Source organism: Kribbella qitaiheensis (assembly GCF_042657745.1).
Taxonomy (GTDB): domain Bacteria; phylum Actinomycetota; class Actinomycetes; order Propionibacteriales; family Kribbellaceae; genus Kribbella; species Kribbella qitaiheensis.
The window spans coordinates 1-16,016 of sequence record NZ_JBHSKE010000017.1 but is presented as its reverse complement, the minus strand read 5'-3'; the positions used below and the strand labels follow the sequence as shown (position 1 = coordinate 16,016).

Sequence of the window (16,016 nt, the reverse complement as noted above, 5' to 3'; positions counted from 1 at the left end):
GATCGGTGCCCCCGAGATGCCCCCGAAGGGCCCTGAACAGCCGTCGACGACCCCCGACCACTGAGCACGATCACTGCTCAGGGTCGGGGGTCGTTGGGTGGTTGGTGCTCAGGGCAACGGACTCGTATTGAGGGGGCTCGGTGGTAGGTCGCTTGCTAACAACCTTGCCAACAACCTTGCTAACAGGAGCCCTCGATCGGTCTAGACGGGCCTGTACTGATCAGATCATCGACCGGTGGTGTCCTCCCTGCGGAGCAAGGAGCGTAGAGACGGCGGTGTACTCGGCTCGGACGACTCGTAATGAGAAGGTCGTCGGTTCGATTCCGACAGGCGGCTCCACCCAACCCCCAGGTCAGCGCCCAGTTTCCTCGCCCGGGGGTTTTGTAATTCCCGCCTCAAGCTCATCCCGTGGCCCCGTGGTTTCCCCGTCTCCCGGGCGGTATCCCACAGGTTTTGATCGATCAGGTGGCCGTAGAGGTCCATCGTTATGGCCGCCGAGGCCTGCCCCAGGAGGCCGGTGGGTTGATCGGTCCGCGAGTCTTGATCGCTGCCGAGTCTGCTGATTAGCTGGCCGACATGTCTGAGCTCGGAACCGTCGCCTGGCCGCCTGAGCCGATCAAGACCGAGAGGCTCGTGCTCCGTGAGTCCGAGGCCCGGGACCGTTCAGCGTTCATCGAGCTGCTGGCATCGCCAGAGGTGCACACCTACCTCGGCGGCCCCCGGCCGCGTGACGAGCTTGAGCGCGAGATGCCCGGGGCGCCCGAGCGGTGGCCCGGGAGTTTCGTCGTTGATCTCGACGGGGCGATGATCGGCCAGATCCTGCTCAGGAGAGCAACGGGGCATAGTCGCCCGGCTGCCACAGGGAAGGCCGATCTCGGTTACCTGTTCCTGCCGCAGGCGTGGGGATTCGGGTACGCCGCCGAGGCGTGCGCGGCGGCACTCGACTGGTTCGACGGCACGCTTCCCGGCGAGCCGGTGGTGCTCACCACCCAGAGCGCCAACGTCGGCTCGATGCGCCTCGCGGCAAAGCTGGGGTTCACCGAGGTAGAGCGGTTCGAGGCCTGGGACGCCGAGCAGTGGCTCGGCCTGCGGTCCCCGGTCACGCCGTCTGCTTGAGTTTGCGACGAAACCGCCGGGGAGTACCCGCCCATCCACGCGCGAGCGGCCTGCAACCGCGACTTGCCCGCGTACTCGGTCCCGAAGGCATCGCGGTGACGGCGATCGCCCAGACCCGGTCCGACCAGTGTCTTGCGTAGCGAAGCATGGCGGCGTAGCCGTCGCGGTCGGTGCCGAACCGGCCGCCACCGAGGATGGTCTCGTGCGCGGACATGATCTCGACGGTTGCTGAACGCTTGTGCGGGTCCATGCCGATGACCAGCGCTCTGATGGTGAGCTCACTGGAATCCTCCGATGCTCGATCCAGCCACTGGTTGTCGAGCCGGGAGGGCAACGCTGCTTCGAGCCGCAAAACCCCTCTTGAGCCTCTCCTGGCCCTGGCAGTGCCCGGCCCGCGCAGGCCAAATGAGAGCCACACGACCAGCGTGGGTTGCCGAAAAGCGAGCGACGAGCCGAGCACCTGGACCAAGCCTCGCCAGAATCGGTCCTATGGGCATTTCAACATGCAGCCGATGACTGTGCGCGCAGGCGGAGGCCCGCCGAATTTTATGGCAGAGTGTCGGATCCGGAACGCGGCGTTCGTGGAACAGGTGAATGGCGGCCATTCGAGGGCGCCAAGACAAGGAGTCAGGCAATGACGCGTCCACGGTCTGTATGCCACACGAATCCGTCGCACCCGACTCGGGAGGCGTTGTGAAGCTCCTTCTCACATCGGGAGGCGTTACGAACGGGAGCATCCGCGCTGGGCTGGTCGATCTGCTGGGCAAGCCGATCTCCGAGTCCCGTGCGCTCTGCATCCCCACGGCACATTGGGGCCACCCGATGTTGGGACCCGCCTCGGTGCGAGGCGTCGTCACCGGCGAGCCTCCGTTTCTCATGACCAGCCTGGGCTGGGCATCCGTGGGCGTCCTCGAACTCACCGCGCTGCCCAGCATCGGCGAGGAGCGGTGGGTGCCGTGGGTCCGCGAGGCCGACGTGTTGCTGGTGGACGGTGGCGACGCGTCGTACCTGTACCACTGGATGCGGCAGTCAGGGCTGTCGGAGGTCATCTCGTCGCTACCCGAGACGGTCTGGGTGGGGCTGAGCGCCGGCAGCATGGTGATGACACCGCGGATCGGTGACGGCTTCGTCAACTGGCCTTCTGCCCTGGACGACCGCACGCTGGGGGTCGTCGACTTCTCGATCTACCCGCACCTGGACCACGAGCTCATGCCGGACAACACCATGGCCGATGCGGAGAGATGGGCCGCCGACATCGCAGGTCCGGCGTACGCGATCGACGACCAGACCGCCATCAAGGTGACCGACGGCACCGTCGAGGTCATCTCCGAAGGGCACTGGAAGGCCTTCCCCGCATAGCCGCCAACTGCGATCGGAGTGTCCCAGCGCCCCCTCTGAGGCGTCGTGCTGGGTCACCCCGCCGACCGACGGCATAGCCTGACCGCTCATTGCCGCGATCCGCGCTTTCACACTGTCGCAGATCACCTGGCGGACGACAGTCGCGCATCAGTCAACGGAGGACATCGAGTATCGGTGGTCACCTGCCGAATGGACCTCTTATGGATCAAGGCGCCTTCGGCGCGCGGCCCGGCCGTGCGCATGCGGCCTCCGGCCGTTCACCGCCCGCCCGCTCTCGGTGTCTTTCTGCAGAGCCCCAGACATTGCCTCCGGCGAGGTCGGGAAGACGCGGGGTGGCGGTACAGGCTGCCATCCCAGAAGATGGCTCGATGAACGAGAACGCGGGAGGACCACTGACTGACGGCGAGCTCGACGAGATCGAACGGCGTGCCGCAGCAGCTAGCCCAGCGCCTTGGAAGTCGTTCGTTGAGGGCCGTGATCATCTGGGTGGGATGACTTCATCCGGGTCAGTGACAGTGACGATGAGCCGGACCTGTAACTATCCCGAGCAGTCACAGGTGCCGTTGTTCCGGCATCCGTGGCTGACCTCGATTTCGTCGCATACGCCCGGCAGGACATTCCCCGCTTGCTCGCGGAGGTACGTCGGCTGAGAGGGAATGGTGCCCCGAGGTGCCCCGAAGGACCGTGAACAGCCGTCAACGACCCCCGGCCACTGAGGACGATCCCTGCTCAGGGTCGGAGTCGTCGCGTAGTTGGGGCTCAGGGCAACGGACTCGTAAGGAGAAGGTGGTCGGTTCGATTCCGACAGGCGGCTCCACCCACCATGTCGTCCGACCGGGGGACAGTCTTAGCACGCTTGTTCTTGGGCGTATCCACGAACAGACCAACGCCCGCACCACTGGCGAGGACAGCCCGCTGAGGCCGCAGCCACGTCCTGGCACATGGACAACGTCGCCCACCTGAAGCCCGGCAACTCGCCCCGACGCAAGCCACCCATGCCGAGGACCGACACCAGTTCTGCATAAGGTCCGTGGCAGGCGGCGGCCAGGTCTTCGAGTTGCCGAACGATGAGGAACTGACCTTCGCGCCGAGCTGCATCACCCGACGAAGGCGGTCATCCGGATCGAGACGAGCAGTCCAGGCAGTTCGACGCCGAGCTTGGCGACGTACCGAGTCGGCGGCTCGGACGGGAACCACCGCGCGTACTCCTCGTTCAAGCCGGCGAAGTCGGCGGGGTCTGTGAGCAGTACGCCCACCTCGATGACGTCGTCCAGGCCGGCGCCCCCGGCCTGGAGGATCGCCTCGCAGTTCCTCAGCGCCTGCCTTGTCTGAGCTTGGACGGTGCTTCCGGCGAGGCCGCCGGTGCTCGGGTCGATGCCGACGATGCCCGAGACGAGCACGTGGGGTCCGGCCTTGACTCCCTGGCTGTAGAGCGGTGAACTCGGCGCGTTCGCGGTCGTGATGATCTGCCGTGCCATGACGGTCCTCCCAGTTTCTCCCGCAGTAGTCGGGAGATTGATTTTGCTAAGCGTCCTCGGATCGGCCGGACAACCGTGGACATTTTGGTGGATCGGCGCTCGTGTCTAGGAGCGTGGTGGTCAGCAATGGACAGTGTGAACTCGACTACGGACGTGCGGCAGGTCTAGAAGCCTGCCGACCACGTGCATCCCCGGTGCTTTGCTGACGAGCGTGACGTGGACGAAGTCGTAGCCGTGGTGGCGAACCACGATCGCCGGATGCGGCTGGAACTGTCGAAGCACTGGTGACAGCACGCCGATCATCCCGCTATCAGCGTCCTGACTGTCGCACGTCGTCTGGCGAAGATCTGTCGCGAATCAGTGGACGGAGGACATCCGCCCGCACGGCCTCATGCCGAGTTTGGCTTTATCGGTGGGGTTATGGCTGGATCTCCGGTGCATAGAACTGCGGCAGCGGTTCGGGGCCGTCGTACATCTGGCACGAGCAGGGCACGAACATCTGGGTGCCGTTGACGGTTACCTTGCTCTTGGTCTGGCAGGCGCCCTTGCCGTCGAGGTGCTGGCCACGAGGGTGATGGCATGAGCACACCGCCCCGGTCGTGTTCGGTGCCGATGTGCGCCGATTGCGCCGTCCGGCGATGTAACCGGCCACCAGGCCCACAAGCAGGATGGCTGCTCCCTCGATCATGCTGCCTCTCATCTCCCAGAGGACTCGGCCCGGACACCAAGTCGCTCGCACGACGCCTGTGCCATTCTGCCCCGCATCGTGGGCCAATCGCACGCACGTCCGGACATGGCAGCTAGCTCGGTAGACCGTGGTCGATGCTGGATCAACAAATCCGCGACTGCCTGTTTCTCTGCCGGATGCGTGATCGGTACTGCGTTGAGGTCGACCGAGATCAGCCAGTCGAACAAGACGAGGGTGTCAGCCCTCCAGCGCTCCGAGCGAACCTTCGGCAAGGACGGATCCATAGTGCGAATCATGCGGCACGACGCCGCACGGGCCGTACTCCGCGCGCTCGTGCCGATGTCGGGGCGTCGGTCTGGCCGCGGCGTGCGGCTCAGAGGACCGACACGCGAGAGGGGTTCAAGAAGTCGACAGCAGCGTGCTCCAGAACGCACGCGCGTACCGACGAGGTGCCTATCGGCTCCGTCGGAAGACGAGGTGGGACAGCGGTATCGGCGCCCGGTGTGGATTCCGACGCCGATACCGGTCAGGTCAGGCGGGTGAGGTGCCGGCCCGGCCGAGATGCCGGACCAAGAACTCGTCGTCGAGCCCGAACCAGCGGATGTTGCGGTGATCGCCCGGGTTGGCGTGCAACGTCTTCTCCTTCGAAGCGAAGGCATCGAACAACGCGAGAGCGGATTGGCGGTCGACGTGCTCGTCGTCCCACGGGAGGAGGAACTGGACCGGAACGGTGATTCGCCTCGCCGCCTCGATGAGCGCCTCGTCCACGACGAATCCGCCGCCGAAGATCGCGGCGGTGATCCTGGGTTCGATCGCCGTCAGCGGTATCCCGATCCCGGTACCCAAGGTGATGCCGCCGCCGTAACCGATCGGCGCCTCGGTGCCGATCTCCGGCAGTTGCTGGAGGGCGTCCAGGGTCGCCTGCCATTCCGGCACGGCACGCCGCGCCAGTGCGGCGCCGTACCGGCCGGTGATCGACTCGACGCGCTTGGTCTCGCCCGCCGCCATGGCCTGCTTGAGGTCGGCGCGGGCCTGCTCGTCCTCCACCGTGCGCGGGCGATCGCCGTGCCCGGGCGCGTCGATGGCGGCCACGGTGAAACCGTGGGTGGTCACGCTGTCGTGGGCGCGGGCCATGAGTGCGGGCGTCTTCTTGTGCAGGCCGCCACCGTGACCCATCAGCACCAGCGGGGCATGATCGGAGCCGGATACGGGCGACCAGAGGACGCCAGGGACTTCGCCCACGATGAAGTCGCGTTCGAGGACACCGTTCGACGATGTCTCCGCGGTGAAACGCACAGTATGCATAGGTTGTTGCCTTTCGGGAGTGCCTTGTTGTTGAGGCGCTCCCGGCGACACCTACGTCAATCGCCCGACCATGACGAGGGGGAGCACCCACGTGCGTACAGCGTTCATGGGTCTCACCTCCTCGTGCGGTGTCACGGTTCCGAGGACGCTATCAACCTGAACGCGGACCTGCCCAACCATTTTCCTGTCGACCAACGTGGCGGGGCCGCACCCAGCCGGAAGAACCAGGGCGACGCGGCGTGCTGGTTGCTGACACTTGTCGGCGGTCTGCCTGCGTGCGAGCGTCGTAGTCATGGGGACTGGCAGGGGCAGCACACCTCCGCTCCAGAGCAAGAGGCGGCGCTCATACATTGCTCGGTGCCGCCAAGGGCTGGTCACTGGGCTGATTGTCCTCACGACCTTCTACGCCGTCGCATGTGGAGGCACGGCACCCTCCGGGTCGAGATCTGCTGCTGGGCCTACGTCGACCCCCTCCACGTCTCAGGCGTCGCCGAGCGAGCCAGTACCGGCAGCAGGTACCGCGCAGATCGTCAGTACTCACCAGGTGGAGGGCCGTACCTGGGACATGACAGTGCGGTCGCCGGCGATCGGTACGGACGTCCAAGTGCGGCTGCTGCTGCCCAGCCGATTCACCAGCGCCCCGGATCGACGGTGGCCGTCGCTGTACCTGCTTCATGGATGCTGTGACAGTTACGTCAGTTGGACCAGGTCGACCGACATCGAGCGGCTCTCGAGAGACCTGGACGCCCTGGTCGTGATGCCGGATGGCGGGAATGCAGGGTTCTACTCCGACTGGGTATCCGGACCGCACTGGGAGACCTTCCACCTTCAGGAGTTGCCAGGTCTGCTCAAAGAGCGTTTTCGGGCCAATGATCGGCGCGCGGTCGTCGGTGTCTCGATGGGCGGTCTCGGGTCGCTGGGTTACGCCGCCCGCCACCCAGGAATGTTCACCGTTGCCGCCTCCTTCAGCGGCATCGTCAACACCCGCCTTGCCCCGGCAGAGTCGCAGGCGTACCTAGGGCTGCTGCAGTCACAAGGTGAGGACCCGCACGGGCTGTGGGGAGACCCAGACACCGACGTGGACGTCTGGCGGGCGCACAACCCGTACGACCTCGCGGCGAAGCTCGCAGGCACCCGGCTGTACATCTCCGCCGGATCGGGCCAACCAGGTCCCCTCGACACGGCTGGCGCGACCTTCGACCAGACCGAGAGCGCCCTCCGCGCCGAGAACGAAGTGTTCGTCATGCGCGTGCGCGAACTCCACCTCGACGCCCAGATCGACCTGTACTCGCCCGGTACCCACAACTGGGTGTACTGGCAGCGAGAACTCCACAAGGCCTGGCCGCTGCTCAGCCACGGGCTCCAAGACGGCTGACCACCCGGAAGTAGTTCTCGATCCCTCTGTGTCGTCTGGCCTTCACCGCAGCACGCGCTCTGGGCAGTTGGAATCTGCCCAGATGGCTACCAGGTCTTCGCAGGTGATTGTCAGCGACCCGGAAAGGCACGCGATCTCGTGCCTGCAACCGCGCTCGTCGGGGAGAACTTCATCGAGCATCACGTCTTGCAGGTGCGTCACGTCCAGGTTGTCGCCAGCTGGATCCATTGTCACCCGGTCCACACCGCTGTAGCGGATGGTCAGGTCTTCCTCATGCTTCCAGCAGTTGTGCCGCAACCCCAGTTCGAGCCAACTGGTGCCGTTGTCTTCACCAGCCGTCAGGTGCTGTGGCTTGAGATCCTTGACGCACCGTTGTCCGTAGTAGTTGTAGTGCTCCGGATCGGTGGCGAAGGCCCGCGCTCCGGCAGGCAGCAAGGCGGCCAGAGCCGGCAGTTGTTCCAGGTAGTCCCTCGGGTCCGAGTAAGTGCCGTCCCTGGTGAATTCCACCCTGACGAATCTCATGCAGCCGCCTGTTCTGCCGTTTCCACAGCCCTCGCCGGGCGAAGACATATTCGCACCGGCTGGTGACGGCGAACCTCAGCGGTACAAAAGCCCATGACGGCGCTCCGCGCGGCCGAGCACAATGGCGCCATGTTGCAGGAGGTCGTGCCGGAGGGGGAGACGCCGACGCCCGCGTTGGTTGCGGCGTGGGTAGTCATGGATGTCCTGCGTGCGGAGTGCGTACCGATGTGGGCAGCCAACTGGCTTGTGCAGGGGTACGACGGTGAGTCGCTGGCGGAATTGGCCGGACTTAGTGGACAAGACACCCGTGAGGTCCGAGACCTGCTCCCGGCGGCGCTCGCAGACACGGGCGTTGCCCATCTGTCGTCGAGGCAGGCCGCGCTCAAGGTCACCTACGACCACATCGCCCGCATGCACCTCAGCGGCCGGGTCCGCTGGGCGTGGGTAGTCAACCAGGTCGCCGGCCTTGTGATTGACAACGGCTACGCCTCCGAGGTCTTCGAGCAACCTCTTGGCGAGCTGTGGGCAATCGACGATGAGCCCGGCGAGCCATGGAGCCGGACGGATGATGAGCTGGCCGGAATCGTGCGCCAGGCGTGCATCGAGCAGGTGCAGCTCTGACGGAGGGGTCCGCCTCCCCTCTGTGGGAAGCAGGCCCCACGGGCGCCGCAGTGGCGCCCGTGGAGGCTTGCTCAGGGGGCGACGTATTCCGCGAGGTGTTTGCCGGTAAGGGTGGTGGGGGTGGAGATCAGGTCGGTGGGGGTGCCTTCGTAGACGATGCGGCCGCCGTCGTGGCCGGCGCCGGGGCCTAGGTCGATGATCCAGTCGGCGTGGGCCATGACCGCTTGGTGATGCTCGATGACGATGACGGACTTGCCGGAGTCGACGAGGCGGTCGAGCAGGGCGAGCAGTTGTTCGACGTCGGCGAGGTGGAGGCCGGTGGTCGGCTCGTCGAGGACGTAGATGCCGCCCTTCTCGGCCATGCGCGTGGCCAGCTTGAGGCGCTGCCGCTCGCCGCCGGACAGGGTGGTGAGCGGCTGGCCGAGGCTGAGGTAGCCGAGCCCGACGTCGGCGAGCCGGTCGAGGACCTTGTGGGCGGCCGGTGTGGCCGCCTCGCCCGAACCGAAGAACTCCTCGGCCTCGGTCACCGGCATCGCCAGTACTTCGGCGATGTTGCGGCCGCCGAACTCGTACTCCAGTACGGACGCCTGGAACCGCTTGCCTTCGCACTCCTCGCAGGTGGATTCGACGGTGGCCATGATGCCCAGGTCGGTGTAGATGACGCCGGCGCCGTTGCAGGCGGGGCAAGCACCCTCGGAGTTCGCGCTGAACAAGGCCGGCTTTACACCGTTGGCCTTCGCGAACGCCTTGCGGATCGGTTCGAGCAGCCCTGTGTACGTCGCTGGGTTGCTCCGGCGGGAGCCCTTGATGGCGCCCTGGTCGATCGACACGACTCCCGCGTCGGTGGGCATCGACCCGCGCACCAGCGAGCTCTTGCCGGAGCCCGCCACGCCGGTGATCACGCAGAGCACCCCGAGCGGGATGTCAACGTCCACGTCCTGCAGGTTGTTGGCGTTGGCGCCCCGGATCTCCAGCTTGTCGGTGGCTGTCCGCACCGTCTCCTTGAGCTTGGCCCGGTCGTCGAGATGGCGGCCGGTGATGGTGTCGGAGGCACGCAGGCCGTCGAGAGTGCCCTCGTAGCAGATGGTGCCGCCCGCAGTACCGGCGCCGGGGCCGAGGTCGACGACGTGGTCCGCGATCGCGATCGTCTCGGGCTTGTGCTCCACGACGAGCACGGTGTTGCCCTTGTCGCGCAGTTGCAGCAGGAGGCCGTTCATCCGCTGGATGTCGTGCGGGTGCAGGCCGATGGTGGGCTCGTCGAAGACGTAGGTGACATCGGTGAGCGAGGAGCCGAGGTGGCGGATCATCCTGGTGCGCTGGGACTCGCCACCGGAGAGAGTGCCCGACGGCCGGTCGAGCGAGAGGTAGCCCAGCCCGATCTCCGCGAACGAGTCGAGGAGGTGCTGCAGCCCGGTGAGCAGCGGGGTCACCGACGGCTCGTCGAGGCCCTTGACCCAGTCGGCCAGGTCGCTGATCTGCATCGAGCAGACGTCGGCGATGTTCTTGCCCTTGATCTTCGACGACAGGGCTTCCTTGCTGAGCCGGGTGCCGTCGCACTCGGGACAGGTCGTGAACGTCACCGCCCGCTCCACGAAGGCGCGGATGTGCGGCTGCATCGCCTCGACGTCCTTGGACAGGAACGACTTCTGGATCTGCGGGATCAGACCGGCGTACGTCAGGTTGATCCCCTCGACCTTGATCTTGGTCGGCTCCCGGTAGAGCAGGTCGTGCATTTCCTTCTTGGTGAACTTGCGGATCGGCTTGTCCGGGTCGAAGTAGCCGCAGCCGCGGAAGATCCGGCCGTACCAGCCCTCCATGCTGTAACCGGGGATCGTCAGCGCGCCCTCGTTGAGCGACAGGCTGTCGTCGTACAGCGCGGTCAGGTCGAAGTCGGTGACCGAGCCCATCCCCTCGCAGCGCGGACACATGCCGCCGAGCCGGTTGAAGGTCGCCTTCTCCGCCTTCGTCTTGCCGCCGCGCTCGACCGTGATCGCACCGCTGGCCTTCACCGACGGGACGTTGAACGAGTACGCGTTGGGTGAGCCGATGTGGGGCTTTCCGAGCCGGCTGAAGAGGATGCGCAGCATCGCGTTCGCGTCGGTGGCGGTGCCGACGGTGGAGCGGACGTTGGCGCCCATCCGCTCCTGGTCGACGATGATCGCCGTGGTCAGACCCTCCAGTACGTCGACCTCGGGCCGCGCCAGCGTCGGCATGAAGCCCTGCACGAACGTGCTGTAGGTCTCGTTGATCAGCCGCTGCGACTCCGCGGCTATGGTGCCGAACACCAGCGAGCTCTTGCCCGAGCCGGAGACGCCGGTGAACGCCGTCAGCCGGCGCTTCGGGATCTCGATGCTGACGTCCTTGAGGTTGTTCACGCGGGCGCCGGTGACGCGGATCAGGTCGTGGCTGTCGCCGACGTGCGGCGCAGGCGGCTGCTTATCCGTCTTCTTGGCCGTGCTCATGGTGTCTCCATCTGTCAGTCGGGCCGCCCTCGCGGTCTCCGTCAGGGTCGCCTGGCTCGATCTAACCAGCCGCGGGTACTACGTGGCCGCGGTCGCTCAGCCCGTACTTCGTGGCGTCCGGTCGCTCAGCGCAGTTCCTGGATGCGGACCATGTTGCCCGAGGGGTCGCGGAAGGCGCAGTCGCGGACGCCGTACGGCTGGTCGGTCGGCTCCTGGACGACCTCGGCGTCGCCGGCCTGCAGCCGCTCGAAGGTGGCGTCGAGGTCGGCAGTGGCCAGGTTGATGCCGCCGTAGGTGCCCTTGGCCATCATCTCGGTGATGGTGCGGCGCTCTTCCTCGGTGATGCCGGGGTCGGCGGCCGGCGGGTGCAGGACGATGGACGTGCCGGGCTGGTCGGGCGGGCCGACCGTGATCCAGCGCATCCCCTGGTAGCCGACGTCGTTGCGGACCTCGAAGCCGAGGGTGTCGCGGTAGAAGGCGATCGCGGCGTCCGGGTCGTTGTGCGGGAGGTAGCTCGCGTGAATGGTGATGTTCATGACGGTCACGCTAATGCGACTCGGCGACCGGCGCTTCTCGATTCCTGATCGGTCTGGTCACCTGTTTCGCGACGCAGGACGGCATCCCCGCGGTCGCGCGCGTCGCCTCCCGCCGGTAGACGCTGGGCGGTACGCCGACCAACTCGGTGAAACGCGTGCTGAAGGTCCCCAGCGACGAGCAGCCGACCGCGAAACAGACTTCGGTGACGCTCATGTCGCCACGACGCAGCAGGGACATCGCACGCTCGATGCGTCGCGTCATCAGGTAGCCGTACGGCGACTCACCGTAGGCGGCCCGGAACTCGCGGCTCAGGTGCCCCGCCGACATGTGTGCGCCGCGGGCGAGCGCCTCGACATCCAGCGGCTGCGTGTACTCCCGGTCGATCCGGTCGCGGACACGCCGCAGCCGCGCAAGATCACTCAAGCGCTGCGCCCCGTCGGTTTTGCTGGTCACGCTAAAGATCGTGCCACATCCCAAGGCCCAGCAGTCGAGCGCTGACGCAGTACGGCGTACCTATTGGTCCGGGGTGAAGCGGTAGACCTGGGAGTTGCGGGGCTGGAAGCCCAGGCGTTGGTAGAGGTGGTTGGCGGAGGTACGGTCGGGGCGCGAGGTCAGGTCGACCGAACGGGCGCCGGCGGATTGAGCCAGGCGAAGGGCTTCGTTGGTCAGGGCGGCGCCGATGCCTTGGCCTCGGGTCGAATCGTCGACTACTACGTCTTCGATGCGGGCTCGCAGGCCGGTGGGGATCGGGAACAGCACCAGCGTGAGGGTGCCGACGATCGCGTCCGGGGTGCGGGCGATCAGGATCGTGTTGGCTTCGTGGGACACCATGCGGCGCAGGGCTTCCCCGTCAAGCGTTGGGGCGGAGCTGGAGAGCTGCGGGAGGAGGCGGGCGAAGGCCGCGGTCACCTCGTCGGTGATCTCGGTGAGTACCTCGACTGTGACTGTCACGCTCGGCACCCTACTGATCTCCCCGACCGTCAGCAGTAGCCGGTCGGCCAGCACAGACGACCGGGCGCAGTTCGACGGTGGTGTCCAGAAGGCGGCCGACCATGGCGAAGTCGTAGTGGTCGACCATGCTGCATGCCTCGAGGTCGGCGGTGAAGCCGTCATGCTTCGGATGCGTTGGGTTCCGCCAGATCGCTGCGTGCTCCGCACCTGCAGCCCGTACTGCGCTCGCAAGATCCGCTGGGGCCGGGCTGGTACCGCGCAGAAGTGCGCCCAGGTGTACTGCGCAGGCCTCGTCTTCTGAGGTGTCTCCGGTGCAGAGGGCCGTTACGGGGGAGTGCGGATGGTGCTCGGCGATCCAGCGGGCGGTGGCGGTGATGTTCGTTGCCGCGGCGGCGAGGAGCGCGGTGGCTCGACGGGCGGCGGCGAGGCCGCGGGTTCCGTTCGAGGTTCGCTGGATCACGTGCGCCCCGGTGAGGTCGGCCGCGGCGACTTCGACCGGGGAGTTGCCGAGGTGGAAACCCTCCGGGCGTTGGCCGTGCTCCTCGCCCATCAGGACAGCGCGAGGGCTCAGATCCCGCAGCGTGAAAGCCTCGTCCAGCTTCTCGACACAAACGATCCGGTCCGCACCTGCGGCGAAGGCGGCTGCTGCGGTGGTGAACGCACCGATGACGTCGATCACGACGACCACCTCGGTCAGCGCCGGCCGGTCCCGGAGATGAACCACGCTGAAGCTCCTCATTGCCCGGAAGCCTCGCACGGCCGGGGAGCACACGCAGTCAAAGGGCACCGAGCCAGCAGGCGACCACCACTCGCTTCACGGGGTTCAGGATGCCACTCGAACGACGGGGCCGGCGCCTGATTTCAGACGCCGGCCCGCCACTGAGTACTGCTTATGCGGCGCGGAAGAGTGCGCCGCCCGAGGTGATGCCGACCGAGGTCTTCACGCCGGCGACGACGAGGTCGATGACGTACGTCGTGCCCGACCAACGTCCCTTGTAGGTGACCGAGCCGGTCGCCTTGACCGGGGCGATGAACGACAGGATCGAGGATGAGTAGCCCGAGCGGGCGAACATCAGCGTCGGCGCCGAGTTGCGGGTGAAGATGTTCGGGTAGTGCCAGCCCTGGATCGGGTTGGTCTGCGCCTGCTTGATCAAGATGGCGCCCGCCGGCAGTGCCTGCCGGAACGGGACCTGGAAGAGGATCGTCCGGCTGGTGTCACCCGGCTTCGCCGCGATCGCCGTCGTCCGCGAGTACACCGTGGCCTTCTGGTCTGACGGCATGTGCCACAACGTCTGGAACTGTTGCGCCGTCTTCGAGGTCGCCCGGTCCAGGGACACGATCAGGTCGGGATCCTTCAGCACCAGGTAGCCGCGGGTGCGGCTGATCCCGGAGCCGGGGACGTCGGAGAACTCGAAGAACTCCGCGTTGGCCTTGACCACCTGGCGGTTCAGCTTGGTGACCGGGAGGGTCTCGGCGGACAGCGGCGTCGTCATCGAGTTGGCGGAGAACTGTCCCTTCGCCCAGGTGCGCCAGGCGTCGTTCTGGTAGCCGGCGTGACCACCGTTGATGAGGATGTCGCGGCCCTTGGCGGTGTAGGTGATCCCCATGTGGTCGCTGTGCCCGTGCACGGCGCGCCCCGGTCCGAAGCGGATGCTGTACGCCGACTCCTGCGTGAACGGCCTCGTCTGGCCCCAGCCGGTCCGGCCGAACACGTATCCCGCGTTGTACACCTTCACCCGGTCGGCTGACGGCGTACCCGACGCGCCCTTCGTACCGGCGTACTCCATCGGCGTACCGGCATAGGGGTTGGTGGCAACGACCTCGGAGTCGCCGATCTGGGCGTACTTGCCCAGGGAGTTCGTGGCGAGCGCGAGCCAGTTGGCCATCAACGCGCGCCGGGTGTTGATCGTCGTACCGGGGTCGGCTCCGCACTGCTGCAGCACGGTGACCGCCCGGCCCCAGAGCGAGTAGTTGAACTGCGCGTACGCCGTCGACTGCTCGTTGGTGGACCCCTGGGAGTCGATCGAGGTGGTGATGCCCTGCGCCAGGCGGGTCTGCGCCGTGGTCTTGTAGTCGGCGCGGTTCAGCGTGCACCCGATGCCGAACAGAGCGATGCTCTCGTCCGTTCCGTGGTTCCAGGCGCCGCTCCAGTTGTTGATCAGGAACGTGGCGTGCTGGGTGAGCGCGGTGTCGAGCCACGAGTACTCCGCCGGCAGCGTGGTCACGCCCAGGCCGGAGATGACTGCCTGACGGACGCAGATCAGCACGTTGGTCCGGTGCATCGTCGCCTCGTACGCGCCGACGTCGGCCTTCCACGAGTACGGGTTGTCCGTGACCCAGTCGCGCACGATCGTGGTCACCCGGTTCATCGCCACCGTGTCGCCCGTGCTGGCGGCCACGATGCCCTGGCCGAGCCAGCGCAGCGAATGCAGCCACATGTACCAGCTCGGGTTCTTGTACGGGTTGAGCCGCCAGTTGATGTTGCCGCTGCCGTCACCCACCTTGTACGGCGCGTACGGGCCCCAGGTGTAGGTGTCGTTGAGGAGGTTCGCCACCGGGTTCGGGGTGTCGATGCCGCTGAAACCCGGGCAGGTGTACGACCCCGCGACCAGCTTGCCGTCGGCGGCCCGGCGCGGCGCCGCCGTGGTGATGTCCTTCGCCGCTACCGCGGTCGGCGGCACGACGTTGCTCTTGCCTTCCTCGAACTGCGCGAACTCCGGTTCCGGAAGGTCGGGCAGCACCGCGATCGGCGGTTTGGTCGGTCCCGCGGCCACCGCCGTAGAACCGCCTCCGGGGGCTACCAGCCCGCCCCCGAGGCCGGCCAGTACGCCGAATCCGGCGACCAGTCCGACCCATCGTGAGAATTTCCCACCCATCACAAACCCCCAGCTAGTTTCACGGTGCAAGCCGCTGCTACACCGTGCTAGAGACGCTTTCTGTTACACCCGATGACCAGATCGGGCAGAAAGTTGCCGAAACGCAACGAGAATTGGTGCAGCACCTACTCCCGGGGACTCTAGGGGGTGACCCAGGTCATGTCCGACGGGGCCCGGCGGATCGCAGTACCAGGGGTCAGTGCCGGTAGCTGAAGCCTTCGCTGGTGAGGCGGGCACGGAGGTTGGCGACCTCGGCGGGCGGAGCTTGCCGGTGGGTTGACGAGTCGTCAGCCTGAGCGCTGTCCGGGGACTTGGTGGAGGCCGGCACAGCCGGTGGCCGGCTGCTGCGCTTGCGTCCCCAGGGCTTCCACATGCTCCCCAGCATGCCGCAGCGAACAGTGCGGGAGAAGAGGCCGTACTGCGTGCCGCGGGCGGAGGCGCCGTACTAGCGGTGCGTGGCCGCGAGGAGTGTGGCGTTTGTGGTGAGGTTTTCAGGCGGCTTTTGCGAGGCGTTCGTGGTCGATGCGGCTGCGGACGTGGCGGTCGATGCTGGCCAGTGCTTGTCGGGCTTCGGTGGGGGCGGGGGGGAGTGGTCGGCGAGGAGGGGGCTCGCCAGCCCCACACTCGGCGGTCAGAGGCGAAGCCTCCCTGGTGCTCTGGGGGTTCGCTGCCTCCTCTGGGGGTTCGCCCATTGTTCTGACAGTGGGCGAACCCCCTCAGCGCGGG

At 66.7% G+C, this 16,016-nt stretch carries 16 protein-coding genes; 4 read left to right on the top strand and 12 right to left on the bottom strand.

Annotated features, from left to right (window positions below; translation table 11 throughout):
- Positions 1–576 precede the first annotated feature (576 nt).
- A complete protein-coding gene (locus ACFPJ1_RS15590; RefSeq protein ID WP_380104377.1) occupies positions 577–1,116 on the top strand; it encodes a GNAT family N-acetyltransferase in 540 nt (179 codons plus the stop codon).
- Here the strand turns inward: ACFPJ1_RS15590 and ACFPJ1_RS15585 are convergent.
- A complete protein-coding gene (locus ACFPJ1_RS15585) occupies positions 1,100–1,468 on the bottom strand; it encodes a hypothetical protein (protein WP_380104375.1) in 369 nt (122 codons plus the stop codon). The two genes, ACFPJ1_RS15590 and ACFPJ1_RS15585, sit on opposite strands and share 17 nt — an antisense overlap.
- Positions 1,469–1,809: 341 nt before the next feature.
- Between ACFPJ1_RS15585 and ACFPJ1_RS15580 the strand changes: the two genes are divergently transcribed.
- A complete protein-coding gene (locus ACFPJ1_RS15580) occupies positions 1,810–2,475 on the top strand; it encodes a Type 1 glutamine amidotransferase-like domain-containing protein (RefSeq protein WP_380104373.1) in 666 nt (221 codons plus the stop codon).
- 1,097 nt (positions 2,476–3,572) lie between these two features.
- On the opposite strand, the gene ACFPJ1_RS15575 is transcribed toward ACFPJ1_RS15580, so the two are convergent.
- The 3 genes from ACFPJ1_RS15575 to ACFPJ1_RS15565 all read right to left on the bottom strand — a co-directional run bounded on the left by ACFPJ1_RS15575 (position 3,573) and on the right by ACFPJ1_RS15565 (position 5,946).
- Positions 3,573–3,953: a RidA family protein gene (locus tag ACFPJ1_RS15575; RefSeq protein WP_380104371.1), complete on the bottom strand. Its 381-nt coding sequence runs from the start codon at positions 3,951–3,953 to the stop codon at positions 3,573–3,575.
- A gap of 418 nt (positions 3,954–4,371) precedes the next feature.
- A complete protein-coding gene (locus ACFPJ1_RS15570) occupies positions 4,372–4,641 on the bottom strand; it encodes a hypothetical protein (protein ID WP_380104369.1) in 270 nt (89 codons plus the stop codon).
- A gap of 531 nt (positions 4,642–5,172) precedes the next feature.
- The gene (locus tag ACFPJ1_RS15565) at positions 5,173–5,946 is read right to left on the bottom strand and encodes an alpha/beta fold hydrolase (protein ID WP_380104367.1); all 774 of its coding nucleotides are present in this window, start codon (positions 5,944–5,946) and stop codon (positions 5,173–5,175) included.
- A gap of 565 nt (positions 5,947–6,511) precedes the next feature.
- Here ACFPJ1_RS15565 and ACFPJ1_RS15560 point away from each other — a divergent pair.
- On the top strand, positions 6,512–7,321 hold the full coding sequence (locus ACFPJ1_RS15560; RefSeq protein WP_380104365.1) for an alpha/beta hydrolase: 810 nt from the start codon (positions 6,512–6,514) through the stop codon (positions 7,319–7,321).
- Between the two features lie 42 nt (positions 7,322–7,363).
- Here the strand turns inward: ACFPJ1_RS15560 and ACFPJ1_RS15555 are convergent, their stop codons facing one another.
- Positions 7,364–7,891, bottom strand: coding sequence for a hypothetical protein (locus ACFPJ1_RS15555; protein WP_380104363.1), 528 nt, complete (start codon positions 7,889–7,891; stop codon positions 7,364–7,366).
- Positions 7,892–7,972: 81 nt separating this feature from the next.
- On the opposite strand from ACFPJ1_RS15555, the gene ACFPJ1_RS15550 reads away from it, so the two are divergent.
- A complete protein-coding gene (locus ACFPJ1_RS15550; protein ID WP_380104361.1) occupies positions 7,973–8,464 on the top strand; it encodes a hypothetical protein in 492 nt (163 codons plus the stop codon).
- A 71-nt stretch (positions 8,465–8,535) separates the two neighbouring features.
- On the opposite strand, the gene ACFPJ1_RS15545 is transcribed toward ACFPJ1_RS15550, so the two are convergent.
- From ACFPJ1_RS15545 to ACFPJ1_RS15515, 7 genes are all read right to left on the bottom strand, one after another.
- Positions 8,536–10,926: an ATP-binding cassette domain-containing protein gene (locus ACFPJ1_RS15545; RefSeq protein ID WP_380104359.1), complete on the bottom strand. Its 2,391-nt coding sequence runs from the start codon at positions 10,924–10,926 to the stop codon at positions 8,536–8,538.
- Positions 10,927–11,051: 125 nt separating this feature from the next.
- The gene (locus ACFPJ1_RS15540; RefSeq protein WP_380104357.1) at positions 11,052–11,462 is read right to left on the bottom strand and encodes a VOC family protein; all 411 of its coding nucleotides are present in this window, start codon (positions 11,460–11,462) and stop codon (positions 11,052–11,054) included.
- Between the two features lie 10 nt (positions 11,463–11,472).
- The gene (locus ACFPJ1_RS15535; RefSeq protein WP_380104356.1) at positions 11,473–11,916 is read right to left on the bottom strand and encodes a helix-turn-helix transcriptional regulator; all 444 of its coding nucleotides are present in this window, start codon (positions 11,914–11,916) and stop codon (positions 11,473–11,475) included.
- 60 nt (positions 11,917–11,976) lie between these two features.
- Positions 11,977–12,414: a GNAT family N-acetyltransferase gene (locus ACFPJ1_RS15530; RefSeq protein WP_380104354.1), complete on the bottom strand. Its 438-nt coding sequence runs from the start codon at positions 12,412–12,414 to the stop codon at positions 11,977–11,979.
- 10 nt (positions 12,415–12,424) lie between these two features.
- Positions 12,425–13,138, bottom strand: a complete 714-nt coding sequence (locus ACFPJ1_RS15525) for a 2-phosphosulfolactate phosphatase (protein ID WP_380104352.1) — start codon at positions 13,136–13,138, stop codon at positions 12,425–12,427.
- Positions 13,139–13,304: 166 nt separating this feature from the next.
- Entirely contained in the window at positions 13,305–15,290 is a 1,986-nt protein-coding gene (locus tag ACFPJ1_RS15520; protein WP_380104350.1) for a heparinase II/III domain-containing protein, read from the bottom strand.
- Between the two features lie 196 nt (positions 15,291–15,486).
- Positions 15,487–15,663: a hypothetical protein gene (locus tag ACFPJ1_RS15515; RefSeq protein WP_380104348.1), complete on the bottom strand. Its 177-nt coding sequence runs from the start codon at positions 15,661–15,663 to the stop codon at positions 15,487–15,489.
- Positions 15,664–16,016: the final 353 nt, after the last annotated feature.

Coding starts and splice junctions, on each gene's coding strand:
- ACFPJ1_RS15590 (WP_380104377.1), top strand. CDS start 577: ATGTCTGAGCTCGGAACCGTCGCCTGGCCGCCTGAGCCGATCAAGACC.
- ACFPJ1_RS15575 (WP_380104371.1), bottom strand. CDS start 3,953: ATGGCACGGCAGATCATCACGACCGCGAACGCGCCGAGTTCACCGCTC.
- ACFPJ1_RS15570 (WP_380104369.1), bottom strand. CDS start 4,641: ATGATCGAGGGAGCAGCCATCCTGCTTGTGGGCCTGGTGGCCGGTTAC.
- ACFPJ1_RS15565 (WP_380104367.1), bottom strand. CDS start 5,946: ATGCATACTGTGCGTTTCACCGCGGAGACATCGTCGAACGGTGTCCTC.
- ACFPJ1_RS15560 (WP_380104365.1), top strand. CDS start 6,512: ATGACAGTGCGGTCGCCGGCGATCGGTACGGACGTCCAAGTGCGGCTG.
- ACFPJ1_RS15555 (WP_380104363.1), bottom strand. CDS start 7,891: ATGTCTTCGCCCGGCGAGGGCTGTGGAAACGGCAGAACAGGCGGCTGC.
- ACFPJ1_RS15550 (WP_380104361.1), top strand. CDS start 7,973: ATGTTGCAGGAGGTCGTGCCGGAGGGGGAGACGCCGACGCCCGCGTTG.
- ACFPJ1_RS15545 (WP_380104359.1), bottom strand. CDS start 10,926: ATGAGCACGGCCAAGAAGACGGATAAGCAGCCGCCTGCGCCGCACGTC.
- ACFPJ1_RS15540 (WP_380104357.1), bottom strand. CDS start 11,462: ATGAACATCACCATTCACGCGAGCTACCTCCCGCACAACGACCCGGAC.
- ACFPJ1_RS15520 (WP_380104350.1), bottom strand. CDS start 15,290: ATGGGTGGGAAATTCTCACGATGGGTCGGACTGGTCGCCGGATTCGGC.
- ACFPJ1_RS15515 (WP_380104348.1), bottom strand. CDS start 15,663: ATGTGGAAGCCCTGGGGACGCAAGCGCAGCAGCCGGCCACCGGCTGTG.